At 36.3% G+C, this 20,746-nt stretch carries 16 protein-coding genes; 15 read left to right on the top strand and 1 reads right to left on the bottom strand.

Going from position 1 to position 20,746, the window contains the following annotated elements:
• Positions 1–45: 45 nt before the first annotated feature.
• Positions 46–861 (bottom strand): 2,3,4,5-tetrahydropyridine-2,6-dicarboxylate N-succinyltransferase, encoded by an 816-nt coding sequence (locus NPE20_RS23365; RefSeq protein ID WP_256541127.1) that lies wholly within the window; start codon positions 859–861, stop codon positions 46–48.
• A gap of 183 nt (positions 862–1,044) precedes the next feature.
• Between NPE20_RS23365 and NPE20_RS23360 the strand changes: the two genes are divergently transcribed.
• From NPE20_RS23360 to NPE20_RS23290, 15 genes are all read left to right on the top strand, one after another.
• Positions 1,045–1,437, top strand: coding sequence for an RNA-binding S4 domain-containing protein (locus tag NPE20_RS23360; RefSeq protein WP_256541126.1), 393 nt, complete (start codon positions 1,045–1,047; stop codon positions 1,435–1,437).
• A gap of 233 nt (positions 1,438–1,670) precedes the next feature.
• Complete coding sequence (locus NPE20_RS23355) at positions 1,671–2,486, top strand: polysaccharide biosynthesis/export family protein (RefSeq protein WP_256541125.1); 816 nt, start codon at positions 1,671–1,673, stop codon at positions 2,484–2,486.
• A gap of 24 nt (positions 2,487–2,510) precedes the next feature.
• Complete coding sequence (locus tag NPE20_RS23350; protein ID WP_256541124.1) at positions 2,511–4,871, top strand: GumC family protein; 2,361 nt, start codon at positions 2,511–2,513, stop codon at positions 4,869–4,871.
• A gap of 60 nt (positions 4,872–4,931) precedes the next feature.
• Positions 4,932–6,242 (top strand): nucleotide sugar dehydrogenase, encoded by a 1,311-nt coding sequence (locus NPE20_RS23345; RefSeq protein ID WP_256541123.1) that lies wholly within the window; start codon positions 4,932–4,934, stop codon positions 6,240–6,242.
• A 79-nt stretch (positions 6,243–6,321) separates the two neighbouring features.
• The gene (locus NPE20_RS23340; protein ID WP_256541122.1) at positions 6,322–7,383 is read left to right on the top strand and encodes an acyltransferase family protein; all 1,062 of its coding nucleotides are present in this window, start codon (positions 6,322–6,324) and stop codon (positions 7,381–7,383) included.
• Between the two features lie 24 nt (positions 7,384–7,407).
• A complete protein-coding gene (locus tag NPE20_RS27010) occupies positions 7,408–8,823 on the top strand; it encodes an oligosaccharide flippase family protein (RefSeq protein ID WP_256541121.1) in 1,416 nt (471 codons plus the stop codon).
• Positions 8,823–10,145 (top strand): hypothetical protein, encoded by a 1,323-nt coding sequence (locus NPE20_RS23330; RefSeq protein ID WP_256541120.1) that lies wholly within the window; start codon positions 8,823–8,825, stop codon positions 10,143–10,145. The genes NPE20_RS27010 and NPE20_RS23330 overlap by 1 nt, the downstream gene beginning before the upstream one ends.
• 90 nt (positions 10,146–10,235) lie before the next feature.
• Positions 10,236–11,291, top strand: coding sequence for a glycosyltransferase (locus NPE20_RS23325; protein WP_256541119.1), 1,056 nt, complete (start codon positions 10,236–10,238; stop codon positions 11,289–11,291).
• 51 nt (positions 11,292–11,342) lie between these two features.
• On the top strand, positions 11,343–13,454 hold the full coding sequence (locus NPE20_RS23320) for a bi-domain-containing oxidoreductase (RefSeq protein ID WP_256541118.1): 2,112 nt from the start codon (positions 11,343–11,345) through the stop codon (positions 13,452–13,454).
• 4 nt (positions 13,455–13,458) lie between these two features.
• Positions 13,459–14,706: a chondroitinase-B domain-containing protein gene (locus NPE20_RS23315; RefSeq protein ID WP_256541117.1), complete on the top strand. Its 1,248-nt coding sequence runs from the start codon at positions 13,459–13,461 to the stop codon at positions 14,704–14,706.
• Between the two features lie 2 nt (positions 14,707–14,708).
• Entirely contained in the window at positions 14,709–15,800 is a 1,092-nt protein-coding gene (gene wecB, locus NPE20_RS23310) for a non-hydrolyzing UDP-N-acetylglucosamine 2-epimerase (protein ID WP_256541116.1), read from the top strand.
• A gap of 7 nt (positions 15,801–15,807) precedes the next feature.
• Complete coding sequence (locus NPE20_RS23305) at positions 15,808–17,403, top strand: heparinase II/III domain-containing protein (protein ID WP_256541115.1); 1,596 nt, start codon at positions 15,808–15,810, stop codon at positions 17,401–17,403.
• 2 nt (positions 17,404–17,405) lie between these two features.
• The gene (locus NPE20_RS23300) at positions 17,406–18,605 is read left to right on the top strand and encodes a glycosyltransferase family 4 protein (RefSeq protein ID WP_256541114.1); all 1,200 of its coding nucleotides are present in this window, start codon (positions 17,406–17,408) and stop codon (positions 18,603–18,605) included.
• Positions 18,592–19,509, top strand: a complete 918-nt coding sequence (locus tag NPE20_RS23295; protein WP_256541113.1) for an NAD-dependent epimerase/dehydratase family protein — start codon at positions 18,592–18,594, stop codon at positions 19,507–19,509. The genes NPE20_RS23300 and NPE20_RS23295 overlap by 14 nt, the downstream gene beginning before the upstream one ends.
• A 230-nt stretch (positions 19,510–19,739) precedes the next feature.
• On the top strand, positions 19,740–20,684 hold the full coding sequence (locus NPE20_RS23290) for an MraY family glycosyltransferase (RefSeq protein ID WP_256541112.1): 945 nt from the start codon (positions 19,740–19,742) through the stop codon (positions 20,682–20,684).
• Positions 20,685–20,746: the final 62 nt, after the last annotated feature.

Raw genomic sequence — 20,746 nt, 5'->3', positions numbered from 1 at the left:
CTGAAGCTAATCTCAAATCTAATATCTCACATCTCATATCTATACTTAAACTGCTACGTTATTTTCCCTTAAAGCATCATTTAATGATGTTTTTTTGTCGGTAGATTCTTTACGTTTTCCAATAATAAGCGCGCATGGTACATGGTACTCGCCTGCAGCAAATTTTTTGGCGTATGAGCCTGGTATTACTACCGAACGGGCAGGCACACGGCCTTTATATTCAATTGGCTCGGGGCCTGTTACGTCAATTATTTTGGTAGATGCTGTTAAAACCACGTTAGCGCCTAAAACCACCTCACTTTCTAAATGTACACCCTCAACCACAATAGCGCGCGAGCCCAGGAAGCAGTTATCCTCTATAATAACCGGTGCTGCCTGTACTGGTTCTAATACACCGCCAATACCAACACCGCCGCTTAAGTGTACATGCTTGCCTATTTGCGCACATGAACCCACAGTGGCCCAGGTATCAACCATGGTGCCTTCATCAACATAAGCGCCAATATTTACATACGATGGCATCATAATAACACCTTTAGCCAGGTAAGCACCGTAACGGGCAATACCATGGGGTACTACACGCACACCAAGGTCTTTATAGTTGGTTTTCAGTTTCATTTTATCATGAAATACAAAAGGGCCAACTTTAATTTCTTCCATAGCACGGGTAGGGAAGTATAATATAACGGCTTTTTTGATCCAGTCGTTTGTATGCCAGCGGGTGCCTATTAATTCGGCAACACGTATTTCGCCTTTATCCAATCGCTCAATAACGGTATTTATGGCATTGATATAATCATTTTCACTTAAAAGGGTGCGGTTATCCCAGGCATCCTCAATCATTTTTTTAAGGTCGATCATTAGAAATATAAATTTTGTCAAATTAAAGGAATTTTAAGGAGATTTGTTTTATAGTAGTAGTTAGTTTATTGGTTCATTTGCTCAATGGTTCATTGGTGCCTGATCAAAGCACAGTGTACGTATGAAAAACTATTATACTAATAAACCAATAAGCTAATGAACCCGTGAACAAATAAGAGCGCCATGGCTGAGAAAGAAAAACTAAGAATTGATAAGTATTTATGGTCGATACGTGCGTTTAAAACCCGTACACTGGCTTCTGATGCCTGCAAGGCTGGGCGTGTAAAACTGGAAGGTAATAATATAAAACCATCGCACGAGGTTAAAATAGGAGAGGTGTATACCGTGTCAAAAGGGCCGGATAAAAGGATGCTAAAAGTTACCGGGCTGTTAGAAAGCCGTACCGATGCTAAAACCGCCGTTATGTTTTATGAAGATATTACCCCTGAAGAAGAAACTCATGCGTTTAAATCGGTGTTTCATGCGCCTTTATTAAGCCGCGATCGTGGTGCGGGCCGCCCCACAAAACGCGATCGCAGAGAGATTGATGACCTAAAAGATGATTTTTTTAAATAAATTAAAAACAATTAACCCTTGTATTCGTTTTATCGTCGCATTCGGGAATGAGGGTGCTGTGAGCTATTTTAGAAGGATGTTGATTGAAAAGTAATCAATATTCAACCAATAGCCACTGTATCAATCATTAAAATTGCCTTTTTAAATTCCGTGTAAAGGCTAATGTGTTTAATTACATTCTTTTAATTTAACAAAAAATTCTACTTTTGCGCCAAATACCATTGAAAAAATATATGAAAAAAAATATCTACCTTAATATTTTTTTGTTCTTTATCGCTCTTGTTATCTTATCGTCCTGTACCAATCAAAAGCGTATTGTTTACTTTCAAAAAGAACTCAACCAGTCTGATACTATAGACGTTGCCAAGCAATATGTGCCAACAATACAACCTGGCGACATTTTATCTATACCTATCAGTTCATTAAATCCTGCTGCAAGCAGTTTTTTTAACCCATATAATGCGCCAAGTGGTAATATTAGCACTGATAACACTAATAGTGGTATAACAACCGGCAGTGTGCCTTTAACCCAGTCTACTGCAAACGGCAATTTAGTAGATGCCAATGGTATAATTGAACTGCCATTAATAGGTACGGTTAAAGTTGGAGGCCTTACAACAGCGCAAGCACGTGATACGATAAAAAATCGTTTAAAAACATATTTAAAAGAACCTACGGTAAATGTTAGGTTTTTAAATTACAAAATATCAATTATGGGTGAAGTTGTACGCCCATCGGTATATGTAATACCAAATGAAAAAGTAACCCTGCCGGAAGCTCTGAGTATGGCGGGTGATCTAACCATATTTGCCAAGCGCGAAAATGTTTTGATTGTTAGAGATAACAATGGGAAAAAAGAGTTTGGCCGGGTAAACCTAAACACAAGAGAAATATTTACTTCTCCATATTATTATTTGCATTCGGGGGATTTGGTGTATGTTGAACAAGGCAAGAGTAAGACTGCACAGACTGAGCAATCCTACCGTCTTTTGCCTATAATACTGAGCGCTTTGTCGTTCCTTGCAATCATATTTAGCAGATATAAATAATACTCATTCTACCGATACACACAAATGACCACTAATAACGAAACTAACAATCTTGAATTTCAGGATGAGAATGAATTAAACATAAGGGAAATTTTACACAAGTACCTTATTCATTGGAAATGGTTTATATTATCCGTTATCATTGCAACAGCATTAGGCTATGTATATGTTAAATTAACTACCCCGTTATATAAAATAGAAACCGACCTTTTAATAAAGGATAATAAAGGTAATTTGGGTGGCCAGGATGATCTTTTAAAAGATCTTGACCTGTTCACATCTGATAAGATAATTGATAACGAGATCCAAATACTTCAATCGCACACGCTTTTACAACGTACTATTGATGCTTTAAACTTGCAAACCACTTATTATAGCACTAAAGGTGTACGCAAGCACGAATTATATAATCGTGTGCCATGCAAAATAGAACTTTTAAAAGCAGATGATAGTGTTGATTATAGTTTAGTTTATACTTTAAATTTGATTAATTCAAAAGAGATAAACATAAATGGGAAAAAATATCCTTTAGGACAGCCAATAAATATTGGTGGGGCTGAATTTTTGGTAACCCCAAACCCATCTGCACCTAAAGGCGAACTAAATGATCCAATTGAGTTTATGTTTAATGATAAGGAGCTACTGATTGAAAGCCTTAGCGGAAAAATCAAAGTAGATCCGGTAAGTAAACAGGGTACGGTACTTATTATTACCCTTGAAGATGCATTGCCATCAAGAGGTGAGGATATTTTAAACCGGTTGGTTTATGAATATAACAAGGCTGCTATTGATGATAAAAATCAGGTTACTTCGAGTACGCTGGCATTTATTAAGGGCCGCTTAGAAAAGTTACAGGAAGAATTAGGCACAGCCGAAAGAAAAGTTGAGAACTATAAATCGGGCAATAAAATAACAGATATCAGTTCTCAATCGCAGATATTTTTACAAAGTGTACAAGGTAACGATGCGGAGTTAAGTAAAATTAATATACAACTAGGTGTATTAAAGAACATTGAAGATTACCTGTATAGCGCCCGTAATGAGCAATCGCAGGTGCCATCGATGCTGGGTATAGAAGACCCTACATTGTTAGGCTTGGTAAATCAGCTGGCAGAAACGCAACTAAAAAGACAAAGTTTATTGCAAACCATACCAGAAACTAACCCAATTGTTATTTCGATAGATGACCAGATCAAATCTTTAAAGCTTGCGATTAGCCAATCTACTAAAAATTTGAAGAGTGGTTTGCAGGTGATAAAGAGCCAACTGGATTCTAAGAATTCTGCTTTCCAATCGGTTATAAGCCAGGTGCCTTCAAAAGAACGAGGTTTAATTGATGTAATGCGCCAGCAGGAAATTAAGAATACCTTATTTACCTACTTGTTGCAAAAACGGGAGGAAACAGAGATATCTCTTGCATCTACAACGGCAGATAGCCGAACCATTGATGTTGCCCGCAGTGGTAAGTTCCCTTTTAAGCCGGTAATACAAATGATAATGTTTGTATTTGTTTTAATAGGCCTGATTACCCCTGCAGCCATTATCTACTTGTTGGATATGTTAAATTTCAGGGTTTCTAAGCGGTCAGATATCGAACGTGTTACTAAAGTACCTATTTTGGCCGAAATATCTCATTCTGAAGATGCATCGGCATTATTGGTTGCAACAAAACCACGATCAATGGTTGCGGAGCAGTTAAGAGCCTTACGTACTAACTTAAACTTTGTAATTCCACAAGAAGGGCACCGAGTAATGCTATTTACATCAAGCATAAGCGGCGAGGGTAAATCGTTTATCTCATTAAACCTGGGAGCAAGTTTAGCCATGTCTGGCAAAAAGGTAGTTATATTGGAGCTTGACCTTCGTAAACCTAAATTACATGCAGGTTTAGAGATAGATAACACAAAAGGACTATCAAATTACCTTATTGGTGAAGTTGGTTATAAGGATATCATAAAGAAAATAGCTCAACAGGAAAATTATTATATAATTACCTGCGGCCCTATACCTCCTAATCCGGCAGAACTTTTGGTAAATGGAAAAATCAAAACGCTTTTAGATCAGCTTAAACAAGACTTTGATTACATTTTGTTAGATGCCCCCCCAGTAGGTTTGGTAACAGATGCCCAAATATTGGCCGAATATGTTGATGCCACTTTATTTATTGTAAGGCATAACTATACAGCTAAAAATCACATCACGTCTATTCAGAATTTTTATAGTAGCAAAAAGTTCAGGAACCTGAATATTGTTTTAAACTCTATTGATGCTAATGGTGGCTATGGTTACGGCTATGGTTACGGTTACGGTTACGGTGGGGGATATTATCAGGACGACGAAACCTCTAAAAAGAAATCTTTTTTTGCTAAAAAATCTAAATCATAATTGATAAATGCCTGATTCTACCCAGGGATCTAAATAATTATTATATAAATCACACCATCTATGCCATCACTTGAAAAACAGACCGATCAAATTAAAATTGCCGTTATAGGTTTAGGCTATGTAGGCTTACCACTTGCATTAGAGTTTGCAAAACAGTACGATGTACTGGGATTTGACATAAACAAAGACAGGGTTGAAGAATTAAGCCGCGGTGCAGACCGTACTAAAGAAGCTGATATTGAAGAACTGTTAAAAGTTATTGAACTTAAAAAGACAAACACTAATAAAGGATTGCATTTTTCTTACAACAGAGAAGAACTGAACAAGTACAATGTTTTTATAGTTACCGTACCTACTCCTATAAATCAGTTTAAAGCTCCCGATCTTACCCCGCTTATAAAAGCATCTGAGATGTTGGGTTCAATATTGAAAAAAGGTGATTTAGTTATATACGAATCTACCGTTTACCCCGGTTGCACCGAGGAAGATTGTGTACCTGTTCTTGAAAAAGTATCCGGATTAAAATTCAACGTTGACTTTTTTGCAGGCTATTCTCCTGAGCGGATCAATCCGGGCGATAAAATCAATACATTAACAAAAATCAAAAAAGTTACCAGCGGCTCTACTCCTGAAATTGCTGAAAAAGTTGATCAGTTATATCGTTCAATAATAACAGCAGGTACACATAAAGCACCAAGCCTTAAAGTTGCAGAAGCCTCAAAAGCTATTGAGAACGCACAACGCGATGTTAATATATCTTTTGTGAATGAGCTTTCTTTAATATTTGACAGGATCGGTATCGATACTAATGATGTAATTGAAGCTGCCGGAACTAAATGGAACTTTTTAAAATACAAACCAGGTTTAGTTGGGGGGCATTGTATAGGTGTTGACCCATATTACCTGGCACATAAGGCAGAATCATTAGGGTATCACCCACAAGTTATTTTATCTGGCCGCAGGGTTAACGATAATATGGGCCCCTTTGTTGCTAACCGCGTGTTAAAACTTATGATTGATAAGGATCATAAAATAAAGGGCTCTAAGGTGCTAATAATGGGCATAACGTTTAAAGAAAACTGCCCGGATGTTCGTAATACCCGCGTAGTAGATATTTATCATGAATTAGAGCAGTTTGGCTTAAATGTAGATGTTTATGACCCATGGGCTGATGCCGCAGAAGTAAAGCACGAATACGGAATAGATATTTTAAACAAACTACAGGATAACGTTATATATGATGCCATTGTAGTAGCTGTAGCTCATGACGAATTTATTGAATTTGATTACCACAAGATCAAACGCAACAACGGGGTTATATTTGACACCAAAGCTTGTTTAGACAGATCTTTAATTGATGGCAGATTATAATATAAACTTCCATAACAAATTAGCTATAGAGGGTAGTTTGGTATTATATATTCAATACTCATAGCGCAATAAGAACTGGATGAAAAAAATAATAGCTCTTGATGGTATCAGAGGAATAGCGTGTTTGCTGGTTTTGTGGGCCCATTTTCCACTTTTACAAGGAGGCATCGGATTCAAATACTTTCATTTAGCTTCAAAAGCTGTATATGCGGGTTACATTGGTGTTGACATATTTTTTGCACTAAGTGGGTTTTTAATCACCCGGATTTTACTATGGGAAAAAGAGCACAATAAGTTTAGCTATGGTAATTTTTACTTTAAGCGGTTTATTAGGATATTCCCGGTGTATTACCTGGTTATACTATTAGTAGGATTAATTATATCATGGTCAAAGCTGGGATGGTCTGCACTGTATCTATCAAACTACTATTTTTCTTTTAATGATAGTGAAAATGCTTTAAGGCATACATGGTCTTTATGTGTTGAACAACATTTCTATATGTTTTGGCCATTTGTTATCAGCTATTTTTCGGTAGAGCGGTCAAATAAAATAATAGCATATGTTATTCCTGCTGTAGCCATTTTATCGGCAATACTTGCCTTAGTATTTTTTGATAATGGCGTGCAGATCATAAACAGGGTTAGCAATGTGCGTATTTTAACACTTTGCCTGGGAGCATTGTTGGCTTATAATGAAAGTAAGATCGAGCACTACTCTATTAAAAAACCTGCTTTTTTAGCCGTGTTGTTTTTAATTTGTACAAGTGCGTGCCATTTAGTTCCAAATGTTCCTTTAATGTCTTTTGGAAGATTTATATTTTCTGCAGCTTTTTCGTATTACTTTTTACTAAGCATTTTGATCATAGCCTTCCAGGGGATATACCCACGGCTACTAAAGTTTTTTGATAATTCTGTAATGCGGTTTTTTGGTAGAATAAGTTACGGTTTGTATCTATTCCATTTACCCATTTTGGTTTACTTCGGGGTATCACACATGGATAATGTAGACAGCGTACCTTTAAAACTTGGCTTGTTTATATTAATGCTGTGCATTTTAATACCAACACTGTCCTATTACCTTTTTGAAAAACCACTGTTAAAAATAAAGAACAGGTATACTATAATAAAAGGACAAGTGTAATTATAAGTTATACATACCAACATTGTGTTAAAAAAATTCTTCTCATATACCGCAGCCGAGGGCTTAAGCAAAGCTCTAAACTGGTTAACAATAGCTTTACTTCCGCTGGTTCTTAGCCCGAAGGAGTATGGTATAGTTGGTTTGCTCGTAGCAATTGAAGGGGTAGTTTCTACCATCACTTTAATAGGCCAGGAAAAAGCTATTTTTAGGTTTCATAATCCAAAAAGCTTTAATGTGTTAAAGTATTCTTTTCAGTTGGTTACATTGTTTTTGATATTAATTATGTTGATATCTGGTGGTGTATACTTATTGAAGAAGGAGATGTTTAACATTCCCATATTTCCTCACCTTATTGTTTTCCTTATATCAATTTTGTTTTATAACCAGGCACGTTTATTAATGTCGCTGTCGCGTATAACAGAAAATGCGGCTATGTTTTGGAAAACCCGCGCGTTATATCAGATCATTAAAATTGTAGCGGTATTTATTTTGGCATACTGGTTCAAAAACGGTTTAAGTTATATATATGGATGTTTTGTAGCAGGCTTTATATTTTTTATCATTTATGCCAGGCTCATTTACAGCAATTATAAGCCATTGCAAGGTTTGGCTAAATTTGACAAGAACACCATATTGTTATTAGGCTTTGGTGTTCCGCTAATATTTCATGCTATGAGCGGTAATATATTAAGCTATGCCGATAGGTTTTTTGTTAACGGCTTTTTAGATAGTAAACAGTTGGGAATATATACATTTGTATACTCTTTGGGAAGCAGTATCTTCTTTTTTTATGGCACTGTAGCCTCTTACTTTGAACCCTTGACGTATAGGCATCATGATAATAAAGCGGCTTATCAAACCATACTTAAGTTTTACCTTGTGTTTGTACTTATATGTGCCGGGATTTTAGCGTTTTCAATTAAATGTTCGTTTGAACCAATTATTTTAAAATACGTATCAAAAGATTACATATTGGGAATTAACTGCCTTGGATATGTTTTAGCAGCCCACTTAATAATTCCGTTTTATACAGTAGCCAATTATGAGTTAGCAGTAATTAATAAAACTAAGTTTATTGCAACATCAACGGTACTATCTGCTATGGTTAATATTGGCTTAAACTTTTTATTTATACCAAAAATGGGTATAGTGGGTGGTGCTATATCTACCTTTTGTACCTACCTGTTCTTAGCACTCATAACCAATTTGTGGAGCAGGATCAAAGCTGGTTGGGATATTGTTTATTTGAGATTTATTTTTTTGATGTTTCTATTTGTAAATGGCCTGTTGCTTATAATGGCATATTTTAATAATCGTATGCCTGTGCAGGTATTGGTGTTTGCAATTGGGATAATAATTTTATCGATTTTATTGTTTTCATTATTTAAAAAACTTAAGGCTGTATTCGCTATACAGCCTATTAAAGGGGTAGTTGCATAATGTTACAGGTATTCATCTTATTATCCATACTGTTTTCGGTAATATGCTCTATTATCTTAGTTAAGATATTTAAGACTAAAAAGCACCTTATAGTAAAACCGTCTTTTTGGTTCCTGCTGTTTTTCCATGTTCAAATACAGTGGTCGTCTACTATATATGGCTTGGAGGTATTTCAAAAGCTGGAACAACCGTACTTGTTTTTCGCACTTACGCAAGTGCTTCCCCTGTTGTTTTGCTTTATAGTACAAAAAACTTATATCAACACAGCCAAAAATATTTACTCAAAGCTATATCAAACCAACAAAATAATACCCGAAAAAGATTACAAGTTTCTAATTAGCTTGATATTTGTATTATCGGTAGTAATTGTTGGTCTCTTCTTACTAAATACCCCTTTAAAGAAAACCGGATTATTCCAAATATTTAATGGCAGCGATGCGTTGGAATCAACTATAGCACGTGAGGAGTCATTAAAAAATGCACCGGCTATTGTAAGATATACTTATGTGTTTTTTAACAAGGTACTGGCTATAATTGCAGTTGTTATAATAACAAGAAGGCTTTACAAAAACTTCAAAAATAAGCAATGGAGGAACTTTGCTCTGAAGCTTATGCTTATATTGTTCATTGCGATAATGTCCTCTCTATCCGGGGCAAGATCACACGGGATTTACGTATTGCTCAGTTCGGTAATTACCATTTTGTTCTTAGTGAATTTTGAGGTTCCTCTATTAACCATTGTAATCTCTGTACTGGTGTTACTGCTTGTGCCGGTGTCCTTACAGCTAAATAAGTTCCATCGTAATTTTAGTTTAGAAAATATACTCTTGACTTATGATGAGATTTTACTGAAGAGGAGTATAAGGATCCCTATGGAAACCGGACTAACTTGGCTCGATTATGTACAACGACATGGTATTTGGGGTATTAATGGGGTAAGTTTCTTAAAGCCCTTCACGGGCGATAACTACGTAAACGTAGCCAACTATATGATGAACCAGTCAAATGACAGGTTATCGGTTGATTCAGGATTAATGAATACATCTTTCATCTTTTCTTACTATTCGTACATGGGGTACTTTGCCTTTATATTATATCCATTCCTGTTTATACTATTAGATATATCACTAAAAGTTACAAGAAAGCTTAATATACGCCTGTTGTTGCCGGCAACCGTGTTATTGTGTCTAAGCTGTATAAACCTGGTTAACACCGAATATCATACCATCTTACTTTCTTATGGTTATTTAACAGGTTTAGTGTTTCTGTCAATAATGAACAAGCGAATGAGTAAAAGAAGCTTAAATAACAGATCATTTTAAAGCGATGAAGAGAAAATTAATTTTTTTTTAATGCTATACAGGAATTTGCAAATAGTTATTGTATAGGCAATAAACCACTTAGTTAAGATAATGAAAAAATACGTTTTGCTTTTACCGGTTACTTCACAACCGCGATTTATTAGGCGAATTAAAACCTTGTTGAATAGCGGGGCTAATGTTGATGTCGCTTCCTATGAAAGAGATTATTTTAATCTTAATAAGTTGCCGGCAGGGATTGGTTTTTTTTCGTTGGGGAGAGTTGAGAACAAAAAGTATATTCAAAGAGTTAAAAATTTCTTCGTTTCGCTATCAGGGTTAAAAAAATTTGTTAGAGGAGCCGATTGCATATATTCATTTTCAATTGACTTATTAGTACTTAGCTTTTTTGTTAAAACTCCCCAAAGATATTTTGAAGTTGGCGACTTAAGGGAAATAAGTAACCCGTTTTTGAAAGGATCATTTCATTATACTTACGGAAAATTACTGAATAAAGTGGATCGTATTTTCGTAACTTCTTTGGGTTTTAAAAAATATTTAGCTGAAAAACATCATTTAAACAGCGATAAAATTACAATAATAGAAAATAAGTTAAGCGCAACTGATTTTGATTTTGATAATCGTAAAGAATTTAAAGTAGTTGAAGATACCGAGGCGTTTTGCGTAGGTATTATTGGTTTATTGCGATATGAATGCGTGATAGATTTTTTAAAAGCTTATAAATCATCAAAAGCCACATTTAAAGTTAAAATTTTCGGAGATGGGCCATTAAGAGACAGGGTTCTGCCATTTGTTGATGATAAGAATATTTTTTTTAACGGGCAGTTTAAATATCCTGATGGCTTAGACAATATATATAATCAGGTTGATTTAAGTTTTGTAATGTATGACTCAACCGATTTAAACGTAAGATTAGCTTTGCCGAACAAATTATATGAATCAATGTATTTTGCCACACCATTAGTAGTTTCAACTAATACTTTTTTAGCTGAGCAAGTGCATAAGTATCAAATTGGATTTTCATGGCCACAGAATGATATGGTAAAGCTAGTTGAAAAGTTAGATAGTGACGCTTATTTAACTGAGCACAATAACTACAAAAAAAGTTTAGATACAATTGAGAAGTCAGACGCAATTTCTGAATATTAATGAATACGTCTTTTTCCATTTAATGATAATTTAATAATAATACCATACCTGATGAAACAAATCATACAATCATTCAAAAGCGGCGAAACTATATTAGAAGAGATTCCAGTCCCACAAGTATCAAGAGGAAGCGTACTCATAAAAACCTCCAGAAGCCTTGTATCATTGGGTACAGAAAGAATGCTGGTAGAATTTGGTAAGGCAAACCTTGTGCAAAAAGCACGCCAGCAACCAGATAAAGTTAAGCAGGTATTAGATAAAATTAAAACAGATGGATTAGCCCCCACACTAGAGGCTGTTTTTAATAAACTTGGGCAGCCATTACCATTAGGCTATTGTAATGTGGGTAAGGTTATAGCTGTAGGCGAAGGCGTTACTGAGTTTTCAGTTGGTGATCGCGTAGCATCAAATGGGGCTCATGCCGAGTACGTTAACATCCCAAAAAATTTGGTTGCCTCTATACCAGATAATGTTACCGATGAAGAAGCTGCATTTACTGTTATTGGTGCTATTGGTTTGCAGGGAATACGCTTGTGTGAACCTACCTTTGGTGAAACAATTGTTGTAATAGGATTAGGCCTAATTGGGCTGCTTACAGCAGAATTGCTTGTTGCAAATGGTTGCCGTGTAATAGGCGTTGATTTTGATACGGCTAAAACCGAGATTGCACGAAAAAAAGGTGTACTGGTTGTAAACCCGGCAGCCGGCGATGATGTAATTAAATCAGTAATAGATATTACAAATGGTATTGGCGCTGATGGTGTGATCATCACGGCATCTGCCAAAACAAATGACATTATATCCCAGGCCGCACAAATGAGCCGCAAACGTGGCCGTGTGATCTTAGTTGGGGTAATAGGCCTTAACCTTAGCAGAGCCGAATTTTACGAGAAAGAACTTTCATTCCAGGTCTCTTGTTCATACGGCCCGGGCAGGTATGATGAGCTATACGAACATGGCGGTATAGATTACCCTATCGGATTTGTAAGATGGACTGAAAAAAGAAACTTTGAAACCATTCTGCAGTCAATTTCAACAGGGAAGCTTGATGTTAAGTCGTTAATAACTGAACGGGTAGCATTAGAAAGCTATAAAGAAATTTATGACAACATTAGTAATAAAGGTTCAATAGCATCGATATTAGAATACCCGGAGGAAAGTAACGCATCAAACACAGTTGTATTACATCAGGGTAATTTTAATGCCGGCGGGGCTGGTATTGGTATTATAGGCGCAGGTAATTTCACTAGTATGACCATGTTGCCTGCCTTAAAAACAGCGAATGCGTCTATTGTATCTATTGCAAGTGCAAGTGGCTTAAGCGGCACTATAATGGCTAAAAAATACAATATAGCCAAAAGCACTACCGACTATAATGAAATACTACGCGACCCTGCTGTAAACCTGGTAATGATAACTACACGCCATAATCAGCACGCGCGTATGGTTACTGCAGCCTTAAAAGCGGGTAAACATGTGTTTGTTGAAAAGCCGCTGGCGCTTACCGGTGAAGAACTGGAAGGAATAGTTGCTGCTTACGACGGGACCAAAACATTAACGGTTGGTTTTAACCGCAGATTTTCACCGCATATTCAAAAAATAAAAAAACTGGTAGGCAATAGCCCTATGAATGTTATAGCTACTATGAACGCGGGCAGCCTACCGGCCAATCTTTGGGTACATGATATGAAAGTTGGCGGTGGCCGTATAATTGGTGAGGCCTGCCATTTTATTGATCTGATAACGTTTTTAACAGGCAGCAAAGTAAAAGCAGTGGTAATGAATGCTATGGGCACAAACCCTCAGGATAATACCGATAACGCTTCTATATTACTTAAATATGAGAATGGAAGCACAGGTGTCATCAACTACTTTGCTAATGGCTCAAAGTCGTACTCAAAAGAACGTGTTGAAGTTTACTCTCAAGAGCGCATTGCTATAATGGATAATTTCCGGGTTACAGAAGGTTTTGGCTTTAAAGGATTTTCAAAGTTAAAAACTGGCCTGGATAAAGGACATAAAGATCAATTTAAGCTTTTGATTGACCGTGTTAAATCTGGTGGCGATTCATTGATACCCTTTGATGAAATACTAAATACAACAAGGGCGTCGTTTGGTGCTATAGAAAGCCTAAAAACAGGGGCTTGGGTATCAATAACTTAATATTATGAAACGATTAGCGAAGGAAAGCCTTGTAGCAAATTTAGCTATCAAAGCCGCATCAGTTATTTTTTTAGCATTTGTATCTATATCAGCTGTTATGGCAGATGATATACATATAAATGCAGCGCCTGGGCAGGTATATAACCTACCGGCTTCATTGAATGATACACATATTATCATAACCGGTAGCGGTAGTTCGGGGGCGCCCTTTATTGTGGCCGGTGCAGGTGGTAAAACCACACTCAGAGGGAATAGTAGCATAATTGTTACAGGTGATTTTATTACCATACGTAATGTATCGTTTGTAAATAACCAGATAAATTACCGGGATTACGAAGCGTTGATCCAGATAGGCACAAAGAAAAATTCTGCAAATAATAATACCATTAGCAATTGCGATTTTCAATACACAGGTACGTTCCCCGATATGGATGTAAAATCGCAGTTTTATTGGATTGAATTTTTTGGGAAGACCAACCTGGTTGATAAATGTACTTTTGAAGGGAAGCAAAACAGGCTGCCGGTAATCCACGTAAACTCAAAGGGTTGGACAGGGGACAATAACACTATATCAAATTGCATTTTCAAAAATGTAAAATCGCGCAAGGGCGAAGCACTGGAAGCTATCAGGATTGGATTCGGTAACAGCCGTTCAAACTGCAAAATTATAAATAACAACTTCTTTAATTATTTCGGCGATGCTGAAACTATTAGTTGTAAATCAAACGGGGTTATTGTTTCCGGCAACACATTTACAGACTGCCGTTCGGGCGTTTCATTAAGGCTTGGCGATTCATGCCAGATCATTAATAATAAATTTACGAATACCGTATGGCCTGTAAGGATTAGCGGCACAGGGCATGTTATAAGTAACAATGTATTTGATAGCCCGGCCAGCAGCATTACTTTTATGAAGGGCGGCAACGGATGTTCCTATAAAGCTGTAGATAATATTACCGTTAACGATAATGTATTTGTAGGTAAGCTTGATTTGAAAGTATTACAGAGCAGCGATTGCGACGAGTTGCCTAAAGGAGTGCTTATGCGTAATAACTTTTTATACACCAACGGCTTGTATAAAATTGCCGAGGGTGATTATGGGAGTGTTATGCATGGCATGTCACCCGCATTTAAAGCCCGTACAGACGGTGTTAAAGAATTTAAATACAGTATGAAAAACTTTAGTCCTACTACTGATAGTAAGATTATGCAAAAGCTTAAAACCTACCAAAATCTTAAAATAAATAACTAACTATGAATATTGATATTATAGCCGGTGCACGTCCTAATTTTATGAAGATAGCGCCTATAATCAGCGCTATCAAAGAAAAATCAGAAGCTGGGTTTAACATTAGCTACAGGCTTATACATACAGGCCAGCATTACGATAAAAAAATGTCTGGCGATTTTTTTGAACAATTAGGTATACCTGAACCAAACATAAACCTGGAAGCCGGTGGTGGCACACAAGCAGAACAAACAGCCGCTATAATGGTGCGTTATGAAAAGGTATTGATGGAATCAAAGCCCGACCTGGTTTTGGTAGTTGGCGATGTTACTTCTACAATGGCATGTGCTATTGTTGCCCAAAAACTGCATGTAAAAGTAGCTCACGTTGAAGCGGGTATACGTTCTGGCGACTGGACAATGCCTGAAGAAATAAACCGTATGGTAACAGATAGTATAACCAACTACTTTTTTACCACTACCGAAATAGCTAACGATAGCTTACGTAAAACCGGGGTAACAGATGATCGCATATTTTTTGTGGGCAATACCATGATTGATACATTATTAAAAAATAGAACTAAGTTCATAAAACCTTCCATTTGGGATGAACTTGGCCTGCAAGCCGGCAGCTATATTGTAATGACACTGCATCGCCCGGCAAATGTTGACGAGGAGGGTAAATTAAAAGAATTACTACAGGAAATTATAGATAATAGCGAGAACCTGCCATTGATTTTCCCAGTACACCCACGTACGGCCAAAATTCTGCAAGGCTTGGGTGTTAGCAGCGAACGCTTGCATATGGTAGAACCACTTGGCTACTTAGAATTTAACTATTTGGTTGAAAAAGCAAAAGCTGTTGTTACTGACTCTGGTGGGATTACCGAAGAAACCACCGTTATGGGAGTGCCTTGTATGACCCTGCGCGATAATACAGAGCGCCCAGAAACTATTACGATAGGTACAAACGAGTTATTAGGCACTAATCCGAAAGCTATTAAGCCTGCTTTTGGTAAGCTCTTTAAAGGCGAGTGGAAAAAAGGTGGTATCCCCGAACTATGGGATGGTAAAACAGGCGAGCGCATTATAAACGCTCTTTTAAAATTAGAATCATAATTAAGTTGTGATAAGAAAGATTTTATTAGTTGCCCAAACCGTTAGGTATTTAAAATTAAAGCAAATTATATATCAGTTATATAATAGGTTACGGCCCCAGCGCAACCTTGATTGGTATATAGGTAAAATTAAAAAGCAGCCGGAATACAATTCGCTGCTTTTTAATTTGCAGGTAGATATTCAGGAGGATATTATAACGCCGGGAAACTCATTTACATTTTTAAATATCAAACATACTTTTGATGCTGAAATAGATTGGGGTTACCAGGCTTACGGTAAATTATGGAATTATAATTTACAATACTTTAATTTTCTAAATCAAGTAAATATCACCGTTGAAAGAAAACAACAACTGATTAATGATATTACAAACTCGCTGAAGAATGGGAAATTAAAACTTGAGCCTTATCCTGTGGCTTTACGGGTTCTGAATGAGATACGTTTCTTTAGTTTACAAAAGCAGGCCGAGCCGCAATCAATAAAAAGCTTATACGGCCAGTTAAGTTATTTAAGCAGCAATTTTGAGTATCATTTACTAGGCAATCATTTACTGGAAAACGCGTTTGCGCTGCTTATGGGTGGCGTTTTTTTTAATGAACAAAAATGGATCGATAACGCAATGCAAGTCTTAAAAGCGGAGCTTGATGAACAGATCTTAAATGATGGCGGGCATTTTGAATTGAGCCCCATGTACCATCAAATTATTTTGTTCCGCGTTTTAGAACTGGTGGACTGGTACGGTAAAATAGAAAATAAAGACGATGCCTTCCTGGCGTTTATTACTAACAAAGCTGGTAATATGTTAGGTTGGATTCAAAATGTATCGTTTAATAACGGCGATATAGGTCATTTTAACGATAGTGCAACAGGTATAGCTTTTACTACTAACCAGCTTCTCTCATTCGCAAAAGAGTTAAATATTATACCCAACAGGCAATTGCAGCTTAAAGAATCGGGATATCGTAAATACACAGCTAATAATTACGAATGTGTTATTGATTTTGCTGAAATAGGGCCGGCTTATCAATCAGGTCATGGCCATGCAGATGCCTTATCTTTTATTTTGAATTATAATAACCTGCCTGTTTTTGTTGAAGCAGGCACATCTACTTATGAGGCTAACCAGATAAGGTATTATGAACGTTCTACCGCTGCACACAATACAGTTGTAATTGCCGATAGCAATCAATCGCAAGTTTGGGGGGCATTTAGGGTAGCAGAACGAGCTCATACCCGTATAATAAGCGAAACAGCAAATGCCATTGAAGCCAAACATGATGGTTACTTAAAACGATATGGTTGCATCCATAAAAGAAGCTTTGTTTTAAATGCAAACAGTGTTTCAATTGTAGACCATGTGCGCGCTAAAACAAAAGATGTAAATAGGGTGGCATATTTTCATTTTCATCCTGATATAAATATTCTTCGCACAGATAGTGCTTTTAATATAAAGGGTATTGGTACAGTTAGTTTTAAAGGATCATTAGCAATTACTACAGAAGCATTTACTTTTGCAGATGGGTTTAATAAAACGCGGTCATCTATAGCGATCAAGGTTAGCTTCACCGATACACTAGAAACACTTATTAATTTTGATAATTGAGTATGAAGATTGTTTATTTTTATCAATATTTTTCAACACCCAAGGGATCCTGGGGAACCCGCGTATACGAGTTTGCAAAAGATTGGGTTGACAAGGGACATGAGGTTACTGTAGTAACAAGTGTTTACAGCAAGTCTGACCTGAAGGCAGATAAATTTATCGAAGACCAATACTTCGAAGGGATACACCTAAAGGTGTTAAACATCAGTATAGATAATAAGCAACCATTTTTAAAACGTATCTGGTCATTTATTTTATATAGTGTTTTGTCTTGTTATTATGCATTAACACTAAAAGCAGATATAGTTATTGCGTCGTCAGGCCCAATTACAGTGGGGCTGCCTGGGTTAGTAGCTAGATATATAAGGGGTAGGAAATTAGTATTTGAAACGCGGGATCTTTGGCCCGAGGGAGCAATAGAATTGGGCATGATCAATAATGCATGGCTAAAAAAGTTCTCGTATTGGTTTGAGAAAGTATGTTACAAGGCTTCGTCTTACATTATTACATTATCGCCGGGGATGACCCAAAACATAAAAAAAAGGTTTAATATATTAAATGTTGACGACGTTACCAATGCAGCCAATATTAAACTTTTTTCAACGCCTGTTCCCTTTAATTCAGATGTTGTTTTGCCAAAATCGTACGCAATATATACGGGTAATATTGGTGTAGTAAATAATTCGTATTGGCTTTTCGAAGCAGCCAAAATATTAAAGGCAAAAAAAAGGGAAGATATTGTAATTTTATTAATAGGGGAGGGGCAACAACGTTCAGAACTTGTTGAATTGTCAAATAAAGAAGATATAACTACTTTTAAACGTTTAGGTTTAATGCCCAAAACAGAATTAGTAGCATACATTCAGCAGGCATTTGCTTCTTTAGTTCCATTAAAAGGAACTCCGGTTCTTGATACCTCTTCTCCTAATAAATTCTTTGAATCGTTAGCCGCAGGGGTGCCCGTTATACAAAACACACAAGGCTGGATGAAAGATTTTTTAAATGAACATGATGTAGGTTTTACACTTGATCCTAATAATGCTGACCAACTTGCTGATAAGTTAATATGGATGAAGGATAACCCCGAGGCTGTTTCTTTAATGGGTGAAAAGGCATTGATAGTTGCCAAACGGTTTTTTGATAAAGATTTTCTTTCAAATAAGATGCTTGATATTTTAGTAAAAGTTTATGAATCAAAATAATCATTATCTACTAACGGGGGCAAGCGGGTTTCTTGGGCGTATAATTAAGGCGTACCTAACCTCAATAGGTTACACCGTTACAGGTTTAGATTTGCATGGGCAAAGCATAAATGTTGATATTACCAAACAATTTAAGTTAGATGTAGATATCAACCTTCAGGTGGTAGTTCATGCAGCCGGCAAGGCCCATTCGATTCCAAAAAACAGTGAAGAAGAGAAGGTTTTTTATGATGTGAATTTTGAGGGGACAAAAAATATTTGTGCAGCTATCGAATTATTAAAACAGAAGCCAAAATCATTCATTTTTATTAGCACAGTTGCCGTATACGGGTTGGATAGTGGTAACATGATCTCAGAAGGTCATCCGCTTAATGGAATGACCCCATATGCAAAATCAAAAATTTTAGCTGAAAATTGGTTAGCAGAGTGGGCCAGGAGGAATGATATAATATTAGGGATATTAAGATTGCCGTTGATTGCAGGGCCTAATCCTCCGGGTAATTTAGGTGCAATGATCAACGGTATCCGAACAGGGCGGTATCTTAGTATTGGAAGCGCAAGCGCCAAAAAGAGTGTTATATGGCAAGAGGATATAGCATCAATAATTCCCACTCTGGCTAATGTTGGTGGAACTTATAATTTAACAGATGGTAATAATCCTAGTTTTAAGCAATTAGAGTTAGTAATAGCAAAATCTCTTGGTAAAAAGAAACCCGCGTCCATTCCGTTTTTTTTAGCAAAAATCCTGGCTTTAACAGGAGATATTTTAGGCCCACGTTTCCCAATAAATAGCGATAAACTAAAAAAAATAACTTCTAATTTAACATTTGATGATAGTAAGGCTTGCAATGATATAAATTGGAGTCCATCAAGCGTTATAGAAAAGCTCTCAAAAGAATTGTAACATATTAAATTAAGTAGTATGAAAACAATAATTAATTTATTCACATTTGTTGTAACTAAGTTAATATAAACGTCACACATACACTACTTACTACTTTTTAATACTTTCTCTAACGGCTATTGAAACTAATGCTGACTAATAATGAATATTAATCTTACTGGTTAGTACACAAGACGGACTTATAGAAACTATAAAAGCTTTAATTATAAATCACAGAGATATTTATACAGATGACCTACCTTGTTTTATTTATATGCTTATGGATTGCACTGCTGTTTTATTTCCGCATTGCAGATCATTATAACATTATTGATCACCCTAATGAGCGTAGTTCGCATTCTGATATAACAATTAGAGGGGGCGGAATACTTTTTCCACTTGTTAACTTACTAATTATTGTATTATACCCTGCTTATTGGCTGCCGGCTTTAGGGGGCTTACTTATTGGCACTATTAGTTTTATTGATGACAGGATTACCCTTTCGAATAAAATAAGGATTATAATACATATTGTGTCTGTAACCCTCATGTTTATATTTTTAGATGTTTTCAAGCTGCCTTTCTACCTGTTTATTGTACTTTATATAATAGCTATAGGGGTAATAAATGTATATAATTTTATGGATGGCATTAACGGTATAACAGGGTGTTACACCTTAATTGTACTGGCCGGTTTACAATACGTGAATTTATATGGTGTGAATTTTATTCATCCGGATCTGATATGGTTCCCGATGCTGGCATGTATTGTGTTTTTATTTTATAATTTCAGGAAGCAGGCGAAATGCTTTGCAGGCGATGTAGGAAGTATTACCATTGCCTTTTGGATAGTTTTTTTACTGTTCCAGCTAATATTTATAAATCATAATTGGTCTTATATACTTTTTCTGGCTGTTTACGGGGTCGATTCTGTACTTACTATTGCACACCGGTTAATTTTAAAACAAAATATATTTAAAGCACACCGGTTGCATTTTTATCAGTTACTGGCAAATGAGCATAAGGTTTCTCATTTAGTTATTGCCGCAGGTTATGCATTAATCCAGTTATCGGTAATTGCTTTTGTTGTTCTAAATACGCGGTTTTCACAGCTTGAAGTTTTTATGGTCGTACTGCTTCCTTTGATGCTTGTGTATTTGATTTTTAAGCCGCGCTTAATGAAAGTACTTAGATAAACATTAAGATATTGATTCCGGATTGTTAACTATCAATACATTATTTCATTTATTCAAACTGT

Source organism: Mucilaginibacter aquariorum (assembly GCF_024498135.1).
Taxonomy (GTDB): Bacteria; Bacteroidota; Bacteroidia; order Sphingobacteriales; family Sphingobacteriaceae; genus Mucilaginibacter; species Mucilaginibacter aquariorum.
Note: the sequence above shows the minus strand (reverse complement) of the source record. Positions and strands in the feature narration are given on the sequence as shown.

What these genes read in the sequence shown, in the direction of transcription:
- NPE20_RS23365 (WP_256541127.1), bottom strand. Translation starts at nt 861, where the DNA reads ATGATCGACCTTAAAAAAATGATTGAGGATGCCTGGGATAACCGCACC.
- wecB (WP_256541116.1), top strand. Translation starts at nt 14,709, where the DNA reads ATGAATATTGATATTATAGCCGGTGCACGTCCTAATTTTATGAAGATA.
- NPE20_RS23300 (WP_256541114.1), top strand. Translation starts at nt 17,406, where the DNA reads ATGAAGATTGTTTATTTTTATCAATATTTTTCAACACCCAAGGGATCC.
- NPE20_RS23340 (WP_256541122.1), top strand. Translation starts at nt 6,322, where the DNA reads ATGAAAAAAATAATAGCTCTTGATGGTATCAGAGGAATAGCGTGTTTG.
- NPE20_RS23295 (WP_256541113.1), top strand. Translation starts at nt 18,592, where the DNA reads ATGAATCAAAATAATCATTATCTACTAACGGGGGCAAGCGGGTTTCTT.
- NPE20_RS23350 (WP_256541124.1), top strand. Translation starts at nt 2,511, where the DNA reads ATGACCACTAATAACGAAACTAACAATCTTGAATTTCAGGATGAGAAT.
- NPE20_RS23315 (WP_256541117.1), top strand. Translation starts at nt 13,459, where the DNA reads ATGAAACGATTAGCGAAGGAAAGCCTTGTAGCAAATTTAGCTATCAAA.
- NPE20_RS23360 (WP_256541126.1), top strand. Translation starts at nt 1,045, where the DNA reads ATGGCTGAGAAAGAAAAACTAAGAATTGATAAGTATTTATGGTCGATA.
- NPE20_RS23345 (WP_256541123.1), top strand. Translation starts at nt 4,932, where the DNA reads ATGCCATCACTTGAAAAACAGACCGATCAAATTAAAATTGCCGTTATA.
- NPE20_RS23320 (WP_256541118.1), top strand. Translation starts at nt 11,343, where the DNA reads ATGAAACAAATCATACAATCATTCAAAAGCGGCGAAACTATATTAGAA.
- NPE20_RS23290 (WP_256541112.1), top strand. Translation starts at nt 19,740, where the DNA reads ATGACCTACCTTGTTTTATTTATATGCTTATGGATTGCACTGCTGTTT.
- NPE20_RS23325 (WP_256541119.1), top strand. Translation starts at nt 10,236, where the DNA reads ATGAAAAAATACGTTTTGCTTTTACCGGTTACTTCACAACCGCGATTT.
- NPE20_RS23330 (WP_256541120.1), top strand. Translation starts at nt 8,823, where the DNA reads ATGTTACAGGTATTCATCTTATTATCCATACTGTTTTCGGTAATATGC.
- NPE20_RS23355 (WP_256541125.1), top strand. Translation starts at nt 1,671, where the DNA reads ATGAAAAAAAATATCTACCTTAATATTTTTTTGTTCTTTATCGCTCTT.